General features: G+C 53.5%; 12 protein-coding genes. 9 read left to right on the top strand and 3 right to left on the bottom strand.

Annotation, left to right across the window (positions count from 1 at the left end; translation table 11 throughout):
- Positions 1-110: 110 nt before the first annotated feature.
- Together KI367_RS18675 and KI367_RS18670 are read left to right on the top strand one after the other, a co-directional pair.
- Positions 111-1,031 carry an ABC transporter permease gene (locus tag KI367_RS18675; protein ID WP_212951524.1) on the top strand — a complete coding sequence of 307 codons (921 nt, stop codon included), beginning with the start codon at positions 111-113 and terminating at the stop codon, positions 1,029-1,031.
- Positions 1,024-1,821, top strand: a complete 798-nt coding sequence (locus tag KI367_RS18670) for an ABC transporter ATP-binding protein (protein WP_036710386.1) — start codon at positions 1,024-1,026, stop codon at positions 1,819-1,821. The genes KI367_RS18675 and KI367_RS18670 overlap by 8 nt, the downstream gene beginning before the upstream one ends.
- A gap of 115 nt (positions 1,822-1,936) precedes the next feature.
- On the opposite strand, the gene KI367_RS18665 is transcribed toward KI367_RS18670, so the two are convergent.
- Positions 1,937-2,395 (bottom strand): AraC family transcriptional regulator, encoded by a 459-nt coding sequence (locus tag KI367_RS18665; protein WP_212951522.1) that lies wholly within the window; start codon positions 2,393-2,395, stop codon positions 1,937-1,939.
- Positions 2,396-2,583: 188 nt separating this feature from the next.
- Between KI367_RS18665 and KI367_RS18660 the strand changes: the two genes are divergently transcribed.
- The 7 genes from KI367_RS18660 (at position 2,584) to KI367_RS18640 (ending at position 10,763) form a co-directional block, all read left to right on the top strand.
- On the top strand, positions 2,584-3,348 hold the full coding sequence (locus KI367_RS18660) for a class I SAM-dependent methyltransferase (protein WP_212951520.1): 765 nt from the start codon (positions 2,584-2,586) through the stop codon (positions 3,346-3,348).
- Between the two features lie 157 nt (positions 3,349-3,505).
- Complete coding sequence (locus tag KI367_RS18655; RefSeq protein WP_212951519.1) at positions 3,506-4,027, top strand: PadR family transcriptional regulator; 522 nt, start codon at positions 3,506-3,508, stop codon at positions 4,025-4,027.
- 381 nt (positions 4,028-4,408) lie between these two features.
- Complete coding sequence (locus KI367_RS18650; protein ID WP_212951517.1) at positions 4,409-6,940, top strand: GH39 family glycosyl hydrolase; 2,532 nt, start codon at positions 4,409-4,411, stop codon at positions 6,938-6,940.
- Between the two features lie 174 nt (positions 6,941-7,114).
- Positions 7,115-7,717 (top strand): MFS transporter, encoded by a 603-nt coding sequence (locus KI367_RS27270; protein ID WP_246537091.1) that lies wholly within the window; start codon positions 7,115-7,117, stop codon positions 7,715-7,717.
- 3 nt (positions 7,718-7,720) lie between these two features.
- Complete coding sequence (locus KI367_RS27265; protein ID WP_246537089.1) at positions 7,721-7,933, top strand: hypothetical protein; 213 nt, start codon at positions 7,721-7,723, stop codon at positions 7,931-7,933.
- Positions 7,921-8,439 (top strand): MFS transporter, encoded by a 519-nt coding sequence (locus KI367_RS27260; protein ID WP_246537087.1) that lies wholly within the window; start codon positions 7,921-7,923, stop codon positions 8,437-8,439. The genes KI367_RS27265 and KI367_RS27260 overlap by 13 nt, the downstream gene beginning before the upstream one ends.
- A 44-nt stretch (positions 8,440-8,483) precedes the next feature.
- Positions 8,484-10,763: a glycoside hydrolase family 3 protein gene (locus tag KI367_RS18640; protein ID WP_212951515.1), complete on the top strand. Its 2,280-nt coding sequence runs from the start codon at positions 8,484-8,486 to the stop codon at positions 10,761-10,763.
- Between the two features lie 139 nt (positions 10,764-10,902).
- Here the strand turns inward: KI367_RS18640 and KI367_RS18635 are convergent, their stop codons facing one another.
- Positions 10,903-13,047, bottom strand: coding sequence for a YhgE/Pip domain-containing protein (locus KI367_RS18635; RefSeq protein ID WP_212951513.1), 2,145 nt, complete (start codon positions 13,045-13,047; stop codon positions 10,903-10,905).
- Positions 13,048-13,135: 88 nt separating this feature from the next.
- Positions 13,136-13,663 (bottom strand): YfiT family bacillithiol transferase, encoded by a 528-nt coding sequence (locus KI367_RS18630; protein WP_036710278.1) that lies wholly within the window; start codon positions 13,661-13,663, stop codon positions 13,136-13,138.
- Positions 13,664-13,853: the final 190 nt, after the last annotated feature.

The following is a 13,853-nucleotide window of genomic DNA, read 5'->3' as shown; positions in this document are numbered from 1 at the left end:
GTGGCGACGTCCTTCGTCCACTCCCTTCATTGCATACGGGCCGGATTTGCGGCATCTATGGACTCTTCCGCCCGGTCGGTGCGGAAATTACCCGAAGGAGGAACGTCATTATGATCAGTTCGCTGATAGGCGCGGTCGAACTGGGACTGCTTTATGCTTTGTTGGCGCTTGGCGTCTATATTACGTACCGGATTCTCGATTTTCCGGACTTGACCGTTGACGGCAGTTTTACGACAGGGGGCGGCATTGCCGCAGTCATGATTTCCCACGGATATAACGCATGGCTGAGCTGCATCGTGGCCTTTGCCGGCGGCATCGCGGCAGGGTTATGCACGGGGTTGCTCCATACCAAAGGAAAAATCAACGGGCTGTTGTCCGGGATATTAATGATGATTGCGCTGCATTCCATCAACTTGCGGATTATGGGCAAACCGAACATCGCGATCATCGATGCCGATACCGTGCTTACCTCCGTCAACCCGTGGATCGTGCTGGGGAGCATGCTGATCATCGTGCTGCTGCTCATGAATTGGTTTTTCCGGACGGACGTCGGCCTGGCGCTGCGCGCAACCGGCGACAACGACCGGATGATCCGCAGTTTCGGGGCAAACACGGACACGACCAAAATCATCGGCGTCAGCCTCTCCAACGGCCTTGTGGCGCTGTCCGGGGCCCTGATCGCGCAGCAATCCGGATTTGCGGACATTACGATGGGGGTCGGCATGATTGTCGTTGGACTTGCATCGGTGATCATCGGCGAAGCCGTATTCGGGGCCCGCAACATCATTCATGCCACGATATCGGTCGTGCTCGGCGCGATCGTCTACCGGATCGTCGTTGCCTTGGCGCTGCGGGTGGAATGGCTCGATGCTTCGGACATGAAGGTCATCACGGCGGTCATCGTCATCATAGCGCTCGTCTTCCCGACGGCCAGCCGGGCGATGAAGCAGAAAAAAATGGCCAAAAAGCGTACCGAAGAAATCACGGGGGCCTTATCGAAGGAGTTTAAGGGAGGTGATCTCCGTGCTTGAATTATCCCATGTTTCCAAGCTGTTTAATCCGGGAACGCCGGACGAAAAAATCGCTTTGCAGCACATCAACCTGAAGCTGAATCCCGGCGACTTCGTCACGATCATCGGAAGCAACGGCGCAGGCAAATCGACCTTGATGAACATCATTTCGGGCGTGATGAAACCGGACGCCGGCGCGGTGCGGATCGACGGCCAGGAGATCAGCGGCCTTCCCGAATACCGCCGCAGCCGATGGATCGGCCGCGTATTCCAGGATCCGATGGCCGGAACGGCGCCGCGAATGACGATCGAGGAAAATTTGGCGATGGCTTACCGGCGCGGGGCCCGGCGGGGACTTTCAGTCAGCATCAACGCAAGCCGCCGCAGCATGTTCCGCGAATCGCTCGAACGTTTGGGCATCGGCCTTGAAAACAGGCTTCGCGCCAAAGTCGGACTGTTGTCCGGAGGGGAGCGGCAGGCGCTCAGCCTGCTGATGGCCACCTTTACCAAGCCGCAGATTTTGCTCCTTGACGAACATACCGCAGCGCTTGATCCCGCCCGCGCGGAGTTGATTACGAGATTGACGGATACGATTGTGCGCGAGATGCAGCTGACGACGCTGATGGTCACCCATAACATGGAGCAGGCCATTCGGCTGGGAAATCGGCTGATCATGATGGACAAGGGGAAAATCATTCTCGATATCGATGAACGGACGAAAAAGGATCTTACGATCGAAAAGCTGCTCGGCGAATTCGAACGGATCAGCGGCCACAAGCTGTCGGACGATCGGGTCGTATTGGGCGGATAAGCGATTCAAATGACATCGTGCAATAAGCTCATCATCGTGCCATAAATCATGCGTATAAGGAAGAACAAGGAGCTGTCGCGATCGGCAGCCGCTTGTTCTTCTTTTTGCTTATTTTCTAGACCGTTCTCATCACAGGGATGCATATTTCGCAATATCCATCGGCGATCATTTTCCCGGTATATCGTTCCAAGGCAGGCTTGTTGTCCGGTTGATATCCGCTTTGCCGCAAAGCCGGGAAAACGGCGGCCCATGCCTGTTGTACTTCTTCCGTGGTGTGCTTCACCGTGCAAACCGCATACTCGCCGCCGGTAAATTCGCCCTCCTCCACGGTATCATCCAACGCAACATTTTCCGAAATCACGATGCAGGCGTCATACCTGCAGTTTTCGGGAAGCGTCGTTTCGGGGCGATCCTGCGGGATTCCGAGCAGAATGGCCGATTCGGTCAGCAAATGTCTGTCTGCGGCCCATCGTTTCAGTGTTTCCATGGCTTGGGCATTGGCCGGGCCGTACGGGCCGACCTGCCGCACATAGGCCAAACGGTAATTCGGAATGTTTTCGATCTTCATGTTCATCGTTAAGCTCCTTTTCTGGTCATATGAGTGAATTCACTTTGGATGCTATCATGGTATAAAAATATATTCATTCATTTTTTTCGAAAAAGGGGCAGAAGAACATCCCTCCTCCGGAAAAAGGTTTTTTGGCCGTTTTCATAGAAATGATATGTTCAGGACGACAGAGAGAAACGAAAGGGTGTGGGAACATGAAGCATTTGACGGACCTGTCCTATGAGGAAGTCGTTCAATCGACGGACATGACGTTTAGCGGCTGGGATTTTTCTTATCTGGGGAACACGGGAAGGCTGCAGGAATTTCCGCTGCGCTGGAATTATTACAATCTGGTGGAACAAGCCATATCCCAATCGGAAAGCATGCTGGATATGGGGACTGGCGGCGGCGAGTTCTTGTCCAGGCTCAGCCGGCTTCCCGCGCATACTTGCGCTACGGAAGGGTATAAGCCGAATGTGGAGGTAGCCCGCCGGAGGCTTGAACCGCTGGGCGTCCGGGTTTCCTACATTGAAAAGGATGAGCAGATTCCGTTTGCGGACGAGGAATTCGATCTGGTGATCAACCGCCATGAATCGTACTGCCCCAAGGAGGTTCACCGGATTTTGAAACCGGGCGGCTTGTTCATCACCCAGCAGGTTGGGGGGACGAACGACCAGGAGCTGAACGAATGGCTGGCTGCGCCGAACGACGAATTTGCGCATTGGAATTTGGATTACGCCGTGCGGAAGCTGGAGCCGTATTTCGATATTGAAGGCCGAGACGAAGAGGTAACGCGTTCCAGATTTTATGACCTGGGAGCCGTCGTCTATTATTTAAGCGTCATTCCCTGGCAAATCCCCGACTTTTCGGTGGAGCGGTATGACCGGCAGCTTCGGGAACTTCATCGTACGTTGGAGCAGCAAGGATATTTGGATACGAGCTGTCACCGTTTTATCATCGCGGCCCGAAAGAAATGGTAACGATCTGCCTGCGCGGCTTTCCCCCGGACGCGGTACCTGGGATGTTAGGCGATCTTCTGCCATGATTTCATAACAGCCTCGCGCCAAACCATTTTTTGACCTGCTAGTCAAGAATGACTATACTAGAAGTAGCAACAGCATTGAAGGAGTCTTAACGATGGATGAACGCGAACTGCTCGTTTTGGGATTGCTGATGACCCAAAGCCAGCACGGGTATCGAATCAACGATTTCATTGAGCGCAATTTGGGTCAAGTATCCGATATGAAAAAAGCGACGGCGTATGCCATTTTGAAGCGGCTCGACAAGCAGGGCTGCGTAAACGTGACGGTCGAGCAGGAAGGCAACCGGCCGCCGCGCCAGATTTATTCGATCACGGAAGAAGGCAAAAAACGTTTTTTTCAATTGCTCCGAGCTTCCCTGGTCCATGCCGAAAATACGACGCCGGACGGGAATATCGGACTGATGTTTATCGATCATTTGTCGCGGGAGGATGCCATAGAACTGCTTAAGATCAAGCTGGAGAGAGTGCAGCAACTGATCGGGGCATGTTCGAAAATTCCGCCGCACGGCGAGGGCATCGGCGTGAATTTGTCTTTCCGCCACCGCATGGCTCTGCTTGAGTGCAACAAGCATTTTCTGATCCAAACGCTGCAAGAGCTGGAAGCGAAGCAAGGATGATGAGCATGAACGCCGAAATTCCACGTCGTTCATTATTTTTTTGCTCCGCTAAGAAGTAGGGCTCATATGCAAAGCTATAAAAAATGGACCTAATCCAAACACCTTTCAAGTAAAGCAGCCAGTCGCCTGTGATCCATCGGCGGCTGGTTATTTAGTTTCGTTTCGTTTGCATGCGAATGGAGTTAAAGCCTACATCCAATACCACAAAATGCCCTGATCGCGGTCTTTAGACTTCGATTAGGGTCATTTTGTTTTGTTGGGAGGGTTGGAGATTGGGATAATGCCGCATTTCTACAATGCGCTTAGATATTAAAGCATACTATTTTGTATAATGGACGATAGTACAAAATAGAGACACAATCTTTGTCTGGGGGGACATCTTTGAAAACGTCCATCTTTGAGTTGGTGGAGACAGCGGACGATCTGCCGTTTGACGTATCGCTGCACCGGGTAAATTACGTGCCGAGCCATTGGCATAACAGCGTGGAGATCATATTCGTGCTGTCCGGCAATCTGGAAGTCACCGTCGGAACCGAGCGGCACACGATAACCGAAGGCGACGTATTTGTGATCAATTCCAGCCATGTCCATGAGGTCATTGGGCTCGATATGAACATTATCGCCACGTTTCTGATCCCAATGGTATTTTTGAAGGAAAACATTAAAGGCATTGAGGACATACAGTTCGAGTGCAATTCTTCCGCGGTCCGGCCGGAACAGAAAAGCGGTTTGGACCGAATCCGCCAGATGCTGGCAGAGATGGTCGAGCTGAAGCAGAAAAAAGGAGAGGCGTACGAGCTGGATATGGGCATCCGCATGCTGGCCGTATTTTCCATGCTCATTAAGCAGTTCAAATCCTCCGAAAACGGCGGCGCGATCAACGAGAAATACATGGAGCGCATGCTCCGAATCATCAATTACATCGATGAGCACTACAATGAACCGATCACCCTGCAATCGATCGCCAAGAAGGAATTTCTGTCCGTGCCGTATCTGTCCAAATTTTTCAGCGAAAACATCGGACTTAATTTCCAAGCCTATTTGACCAGCATCCGGTTAAAAAACGCGGTGGAGGAGCTGCTTCGTCATGAAGACCTCCCGATTGCCGATCTGGCGTTAAGCCACGGATTTCCCAATGCCAAATCGTTTTACACGGCGTTCAAAAACAAATACCGCATGACCCCTCACGAATACCGTAAACAATATCGGCCTGACCGGGAAACGGAAGCCAAAAAGCAAGACATCTCTTCGAATTATCTTCAGTTTAACCAATCCAGCGCACTGGGGATCATCCGTCAGTATTTGCGGCGTACCGAATCGTTGGAGGTTGAAACGATCCAGGCCATCGAAACGAAGACCTACGAGGTGAACGCGTCCGCTCCGGGAAGAAAGATGAAGCATACATGGAAAAACCTCATCACGATCGGGAAAGCGCAGGAAGGGCTGCATGCCGACGTACAACAACAGCTGATCTATGTCCAGCAAAATTGTCCGTTCCGGTATTTGCGCTTCCACGGGATCTTTGACGACGGGATGATGGTATACGATGAAGACGAGGAAGGGCGGCCGCGCTACAATTTCAGGCTGGTGGACCAGCTGTTCGATTTTATGCTGTCGATTGGCTTGAAGCCGTTCGTGGAGCTGGGATTTATGCCCTCCGCGCTGGCATCCGATCCCGGGAAGACGGTGTTCTACAGAGCCAGCTTTACGAGCCCGCCGAAGTCGCTGGATAAATGGTGCGGACTTATCGACAACTTCCTTCGCCACTGCATGAACCGTTACGGCGCGGCGGAGGTCGAGAGCTGGAGATTCGAGTTCTGGAACGAGCCGGAATTAAACGTATTTTGGCCCGGATCCGTTCAGGAATACCATGAGCTGTACCTGGCCACCTACAGAATCGTCAAACGGTTATCCGCAGGACTGAAGATCGGCGCGCCCGGACGGATCATCACTGTGACTTCGCCGGAAACGGCGACGAATTTTTTCGCGTTTTGCCGCAAGCACGATTGTCTTCCCGACTTCATTCCGCTGCATTTTTATCCGCATGAAGAAATCGAAAAACGAATACAACAGGAGGAAGCGGAACTCGAGCAGGATGAAGATCTGTACCGGAGGCTGCTGGAGAAATTCGGAGGGATTTCGCCGAATCCCGATTTTCTTAGGGAAAGACTTGCGATCGAGCTGCAGCTGCTCGCCGACCAGGGGTTATCCGGCCGCGAGGTTTATATGACGGAATGGAATTCGACAGCCTATCACCGTGAATTGACGAACGATACCTTATACAAGGCTGCCTATATCGCCAAAAACATCCTCGATAATCTTGATAGCATCGACGGTTTCGGTTACTGGGTGCTGAGCGACAACATCGAGGAAACGTTCCCGTCACCGCGTTTGTTTCATGGAGGACTTGGGCTGATCGCCCAATACGGGATCCCGAAGCCCGCCATGCATGCGTACAGGCTGCTCGGCAAGCTGGGGGAGACGCTGATCGCCCGCGGGGACGGATATATCGTGGCTGCCCGCGGAGATACCTTTCAAATCATGACGTATAATTACTGTCATTATGATGATCTATATGCTCTCGGCGACACTTCGTTTATAGATGAAACACACAGGTATAACGGATTCAAGGAAGAGAAAATCTTAAAAATCGACATCGCGCTTAGCGGGTTGCCTCAAGGCGCGTACCGCATGGTTACCCTAACGATCACCCGCAAACACGGCAGCAGCTACGACAAATGGGTGGAAATGGGGGCACCGGAATCATTGACGGCTGAGGATATCGCTTATCTGAAGCAGAGTTCCTCCCCATTAAGAGAGGTTCAAGTCTTGAACGTGGAGAACGGGACGGTGGTTGGCTCCACCTTGAAACCGCATGAGGTGCAGCTGATTGAATTAACGCCTATGGTATGAGCGGCAGCGCAATCTGTGTCAATTTTTAAGCCGATCGGAAAGGGGGATTTAAACGCTTTCATAATGAGATTAAAAATCGCCCCATAAGTCTGTAAACAACCGCCTGTCTTCATGAAGGCGGTTTCTTTTATAATTTGAATGTAATCGTTTTCAAGACAATGGGAGGTTATATAAATGGCTGGAGCTAAAGTAAAAGGACAGGTCAAAACCCCTTTTGGCCGATTGACCTTCGGCGTGATGTTGGGCTACGGCCTGATGATGGTCGCACTCATGACGCCGGCGACACTGTTGTTGACATTCAAGATGATCGAGATCGATCCGAATGGATATACGTCGTCTTATGGACTCGTGGCCGGCATCGGCGCTTTCTTCGCCTTGATCGGAAACCCTTTGGGCGGTGCGATCAGCGATCGGACGATCAATCGATTCGGACGCCGGCGCACCTGGATTTTGCTCGGCCCCTTGGTCGGCAGCGCCGCGCTTCTGATGATTGGCTGGACATCCTCGTTATGGCTCATCATCGTCGGGTGGGCAATTGCGCAGCTGTTCTTCAACTTCGGGATGGCGGCGTACACGGCGCTCATTCCCGATCAGGTGAAAGAAGAAAAACAAGGCACGATTTCCGGTCTGCTCGGCATGTCCTTACCGCTCGGCATCGTAGTCGGGATGGTCTTGATGACCTTGTTGCCTGATGTCTCCTCGGCCGCGAAATGGACGCTGATCGCCGCAATCGGCATCGTAGGCCCGGTGATCAGCCTGTTCCTGATTCAAGAATGAAAAGTGGAAATTATCCGCGAGCATAACACGGCCGTGCCGCTCGGCGAAAAGCTGAGCAAAATTTACCCTAGCCCGCGGCGATTCCCGGTGTTTTCCTGGGCGGTCGCTTCGATATTTCTGATGATGATGGGATACTGCAGCAGCCTTTACCTCACGGTGATGCTCGTCAACCGGATGGGTTACACGGAAGCGCAGGCGACACCATGGCTACCGTGAACATTATTTCCACGATTGCCATGGCGCTGACCAGTATCTTCGGCGGGATGTTGTCGGATAAATTCCGCAAGCAAAAACCGTTCTTGTATTTGTCTGCATTCATTATGGTGATTGCCGTGCTGGTATTCGCGTTTGTTCCGCATTACACGGCTTATGTCGTCGCATCGGCGGTGCTTGGCCTCGGCTTCGGCTGTTTCTCCGCCGTCGATATGGCTTTGGTGGCGCGCATTCTGCCGCGCAAAGAAGATTCGGCGAAGGACTTCGGCATCATGAACGTGGCAAACGCCTTGCCGCAATCGATCGTTCCGGCGATTGCGCCGCTTCTGTTAAGCGCAGGCACGTCGATTGGAATTGGCGGCTGGACGTTCTTCTACCTCGTTCTTGCCATATTCACGGCAATCGGCATGATCTCCATCAAGCCGCTGCCGGAAGTAGGCGAACCCGTAGCCACGGAGAACGGAGCAGAAACGGCGGGCATCAACCTTGCGGCAGGCAACATAAACTGAACGTAACACTCGGATAAAAACAAAGAGAATCGGGGAGAGCGAACATGAGAAACCATACTTCAGACACGATCAATAAGACAGTAGAAACCGTTCGATACGTAAAAAATCCCGGCGGCCCCACGCTGGGCTACAGCGAGGAATCGGGCGTGGGCATCATCGAGCAGGACGGCTTGTTCTTCAAGGATTTAAGCCGTGACGGCAAGCTGGACAAATACGAGGACTGGCGGCTGTCGCCGGAGGAGCGGGCGAAAGATCTGGCCTCGAAAATGACGGTCGAGCAGATTGCCGGTCTGATGCTGTACAGCCGTCATCAGTCGATCCCCGCCCTCAGTACCGGCTGGTTTGCAGGCACGTACAGCGGGAAAACGTATGAAGAGAGCGGAGCGAAGCCTTGGGAACTGACCGATGAGCAGATCGCATTTTTGACCAAGGACCATGTGCGGCATGTGCTCGTAACCACGGTGGAAAGTCCGGAAGTTGCGGCACGCTGGAACAATAAAATCCAGGCGTTTGCCGAAGGCACCGGGCTTGGCATTCCGGTGAACAACAGCTCCGATCCCCGCCACGCTTCGGATTCAAGCTCCGAATTCAACGCGGGTGCGGGCGGCCATATCTCCATGTGGCCCGAGACGCTCGGCCTAGCAGCTACTTTTGATCCCGAGATCACGAAGAAGTTCGGGATGATCGCTTCCCGGGAATATCGCGCGTTAGGGCTGGCAACCGCCCTGTCTCCGCAAATCGACATTGCTACAGAGCCGCGCTGGTTCCGGTTTAACGGCACGTTCGGCGAAGATTCGAAGCTCGCCGCCGATCTGGCCCGGGCTTATGTCGACGGCTTCCAGACTTCCGAAGGCGAACGGGATATCGCGGACGGTTGGGGTTATGACAGCGTCAATGCGATGGTGAAGCATTGGCCGGGAGGCGGATCGGGCGAAGCCGGAAGGGACGCCCACTACAGCTGCGGGAAGTATGCGGTGTATCCGGGCAACAACTTTGACGAACATCTGGTGCCTTTTGTTGACGGGGCATTCAAGCTGGACGGCAAAACAGGGAAGGCGTCGGCCGTCATGCCGTATTACACGATCTCCTTCGGCCAGGACACCGTAAACGGCGAAAATGTCGGCAACTCCTATAACTCGTACCTGATTAAGGATTTGCTGCGCGGGAAATACGGGTATGACGGCGTCGTATGCACGGACTGGATGATCACGGCCGACGTCTCCGGTCCCAAGGATTCTTTTCTGAGCGGAAAACCATGGGGCGTGGAGGATTTGACCGTGGCCGAGCGCCATTACAAGCTGCTGATGGCGGGCGTTGACCAATTCGGCGGCAACAATGAGATCGAGCCGGTGTTGGAGGCTTACAAGATCGGGGTTCGAGAACACGGCGAAGCCTATATGCGGGAACGCTTCGAGCAATCGGCCGTCCGGCTGCTGAAAAATATGTTCCGCCTCGGCTTGTTTGAAAATCCGTACCTCGATCCACAGGAAAGCGCCAAGCTGGTCGGGAACCCCGAATTTATGCGGGAAGGTTACGAAGCACAGCTAAAATCGATCGTCATGCTCAAAAACAAAAACGGGGTGCTCCCGCTTCGCGCGAAAAGCAAAGTTTACATCCCCAAACGTTTTCTCCCGCCGGGAAAAGACTGGTTCGGCCATCCGACGCCGGAGAGCTATGATTATCCGGTCAACCTGGAGGTTGTCTCGAAATATTTCGAAGTTACGGATCAACCGGATGAAGCGGAATTCGGCCTTGTCTTTATCGCATCCCCGAAGTCCGGCACAGGCTACAGCCAAGAGGACGAGGAGCGGGGCGGGAACGGTTATGTGCCGATCAGCCTGCAATACAAGCCGTATACGGCGGAATATGCCCGGGAAGTCAGCCTGGCCGGCGATGAACACGGGAACGAACCGCGAAACCGTTCTTATAAAGGAAAAACCGTCATTCCGCACAATACGACGGATTTAAACATGGTGCTGGAGACGAAGGAAAAAATGAAAGGCAAACCCGTCATCGTCTCCATGTTGCTGAGCAATCCCACGGTCGTTTCGGAGTTTGAAGCGGAAGTGGATGCCATCGTGGCGAACTTCGGCGTTCAGGATCAGGCGATCATGGATGTATTGACGGGGGCGGCGGAGCCGTCCGGGCTGCTGCCGATGCAAATGCCCGCCCATATGCGCACCGTCGAAGAGCAGCTGGAAGATGTCGCGCACGATATGGAATGCCATGTCGATTCGGAAAAGCATGTATATGACTTTGCCTTCGGGATGAACTGGGGCGGCGTGATCGAGGATGAGCGAACCAAGAAATACCGTAGAAGCTGACTAGGCATTTTGTTTCGTTCATTCCCATGAAAAAAGGCCCTGTTCCGCAAGCGATTCATGTCGCTTTCGGACAGGGCTTTTTCTGGCACGGGAAGCTGCCATGACGTTTGCCACGCGGGTTGGAGCGGCGTACGGGGCGTTAATGAATCAGCTTGCTCTCCTTGGCTTTTTTGACGAGTCCGGCCGAGAGCTGGTTAATGATGCCTTTCAGCGCCAGGCCGACCACCAGCGTGACGGCGGCATAAATGCACATGATCAGCAGGTCGTTCCGCACAATGGGCCAAATGATTCCGCCGACCGCTTCGCGCATCATGCTGATGCCGTACGTAAACGGCAGGAAGGGATGGATGGCCCGGAAAAAAGCCGGGGTCGTCTGAATCGGAAAGGTGCCGCCGGAACCGGCAAGCTGTAGCACGAGCAGGACGATCGCCAGCGCTTTGCCCACGTTGCCGAATACGGATACCAGCGTATAAACCATGAGCATAAACACGGCGCTGTTCACCATGCCAAACACGATAAACCACGGTTTGTCCACGACGTAGGTTCCGAGGATGTACATATCGCCGGCCGTGACCAGTACGGATTGCAGCAGCGCGATCGTCAGGAAGGTCAAAAACCGGCCAAAATACACTTCATAGTTTCGGTAGGGATGATCCCCGTGCACTTCCGTCGTCACGAGGGAAACAAGCAGCGTAGCTCCGACCCATAGCGCAAGGGTGCTAAAAAACGGGGACATCGCCGATCCGTAATTCGGAATCGGGTACAGTTTGTTTTCCTTCAGGACGACCGGTTCGGCAAAAACCTGGCTTTCCAGCTGGAAATTGTTTTTGAGGAGGCCGATGACCTCCTGCAGATTGCCTTTGCTTTCGAATTCCCTCATTTTGTTGGCCAGCTCGGTAATCTTTTTTTCGACCGTCGGCAAATCCTTTTTGATCTGGGCCAGACCTTGGGTGCCGATCGCCAGGCCTTTGGATGCGTCGCTTAAAATCTTTTTCACGTCAGGCACGCTTTTCAGCGCGTCGCTGAGCGTGTCGCGGGTTTTTTCCGCCGTTTGCCGCGCCTGGTTCACCCCGCCGAGAATGGCCGGCTGGATTTCGCTGTCGTATCTGTCCAGGATGTTGCCGAGCAGCTCCGAGGCGTCCCCGGACACCTTGCCCAGCCGGTCGACCAGATCGGAAGCGGGTTTTTCGCCTTTTTTCACGGCGCTGCTGATGCTGCTGACGAGCGTCTGCTGCTCCTTCATTTTATCCTGCACCTGTTTTAGCCGCGAGCTGACGAAACCGAGTTTGTTGCCGGTCACCTTGTTCAGCTGATTAAACCACTCGATGAGCCGGGACTGCACCTTGAGCCCGATCTCGAGCCTGGAAGCGGCATGGTCCAGCATGCCCGTTACGACCGACGGGTCCACGTTCGGATCCTTCAGGGCGGAGGCCAGCTGCTGCGTCGAAATGGCGGTTTGCTGCAGCAAAAGCAGGTCTTGTTTGACGTTCGGAGCGATCTCTTTGGCGGCCCCCGATGCTTCGGTCAAAAAAGTGTCCAAACCGGACGCAAAGCGCTGCCCTTTTTCCGCGATTTCGGTCACGACAGGGAGACTGCTTTGGGCCTTTTTGACGAGTTTGTCGGTGGTTTGCACGTCATTCATGGCGGTATTCACGACGCGGTTGATCTCCGGAAAATCTTTTTCCAGCCTGAAAATCAACGTCCGTACCCTTTCGATGGTCGGCAGCTGCTCCTGCAGCTCGATGCCGAGCTCGTTAAATATTTTAAAAATGGTGCCGTTGGCCGTTTGGACGAAGTTTTTGCTGACTTCCTGAATGATGCCGCTGGCTCCCGAGGTGGCAATTTTCGGGGATACGGCGTTTATTTTTTCGTTGACGTAATATAAAATTTCGGCTTTGGTGGGTTGATCGGAGAGAACGGTGGCGATCGTCGCCGAAAAGTTGTCGGGAATGATGATGCTCGCATAATAGTCCCCGTGTTTGACGCCCCTCATGGCATCGGCTTCGCTAACGAAACGCCAGCCCAGCTTGTGGTTGTCTTTCAAGGAGGAGATGACCTCGTTGCCGAGGTTGATGGGTTTGCCCCTGAGGGTGGTGCCTTTGTCGTTGTTCGCGACGGCGATGGCGATATCGCCGGTGTTGCCGTAAGGATCCCACGAGGCTTTAATGTTAAACCATGCATACAAAGACGGCAGCATGGCCAATCCAACAATGATGACCAATGCCGCCCAGTTGGTGACGATATTTCGGATATCCCTGCCAAAAATAAGTGCAATGTTTTTCATGAATTCGCATCCCTCGCCTATGGAACGGTTTTTTGTTAGTATTTGTCGCTTTATCCTATGTTAACCGCTCAAGGCAAAAATGAAAACATTACCAATCCATTCTGCGGATCAGCGAGGTGATGTGGGCGAGATGATGGCGTCCATGCCAGGCATACAAGCCGAGATGGCGGTCCAGCGTCGTGCTACCGTTCACCGGGTGTATGTACGAGCGCTGCCAATCGTCTTCCTTCATGTTTTTGAGAATGAGGACCATGCGGGCGTGAACGCCCTCCAATATTCTAAGCGAAACCTCCGGCGCCGGAGCGGTGGAATCCACTAGTTCGGCCCAAAGATTTTCCTCGTACGGTTTAACCGTCGGCGCATCTTCGGTAAGCGCCAGCTTGATCCGCAGCATCGCGTTCATGTGGCTGTCGGCCAAATGATGCACCACCTGGCGAACGGTCCAGCCTCCCGGGCGATAAGGCGTATCCAGCTGCTCATCCGTAAGCCCGGCCACGGCATCCCTGACCTGGCCCGGAAGCGCCCGAAGCTGGTCGATCCAATAGCTGCGTTCGGCGGGACTGATCGTCTCGGACGGGGCAAATTCCCCGATAGGATAACGTAAATCGGAATTCATAACATGTACCTCCCCAATTGGAATGTCTCATCTTTTTACACCTGAAGCCCCTCTATATTTATTATGAGCGTTTTGCAGTAATCTGAGGCCTTGAGCCGTAAGGATTTTCGGACATAAAAAAGGGACTTCACCCCAACTTGGAGAAGTTTTCAAGTGACCAAACCCAAAAACCTCAAGGATGGAGGAAGTC

This window comes from Paenibacillus cookii, from assembly GCF_018333375.1.
GTDB lineage: Bacteria > Bacillota > Bacilli > Paenibacillales > Paenibacillaceae > Paenibacillus_AQ > Paenibacillus_AQ cookii.
The sequence above is the reverse complement of the archived record's forward strand: the minus strand, read 5'-3'. Positions and strand labels throughout refer to the sequence as shown.